Below are 300 nucleotides of genomic sequence, written 5' to 3' on the forward strand. Positions count from 1 at the left end.
GTAACGGACTTCCGGATCTTTACCCAGACGACCAACCACGATGACCTTGTTGATACCACGTGCACTCATAAGAACCTCCTGACTGAAAGATGTGAGATAAACCGGATACCGGCGACGGGACGTTCATGTGCCCCTTCAGAGGAGCGAAAGCTCCTCCTGCCGTCCACTTCACAGGGGTTTCTCCCCGCAGTGGACCTTTCCGATGGGGGCCCGTTTACCGCCTCACGGGACAGCTGTCCGGGGGCGGACGCAAAATTTTTTGCCGGGTTCATGGCTAAAAATTTTGTGGCCGGTGCATCT

At 55.7% G+C, this 300-nt stretch carries 1 pseudogene; it reads right to left on the reverse strand.

The features are described 5' to 3' along the window. Nucleotides 1–69 (reverse strand): annotated as a pseudogene (locus E0D98_RS26365) (single-stranded DNA-binding protein); the annotation flags it as partial. Nucleotides 70–300: the final 231 nt, after the last annotated feature.

The sequence above is a fragment of the Escherichia sp. KCJ4928 genome, from assembly GCF_004352695.1.
Classification (GTDB): Bacteria; Pseudomonadota; Gammaproteobacteria; order Enterobacterales; family Enterobacteriaceae; genus ECMA0423.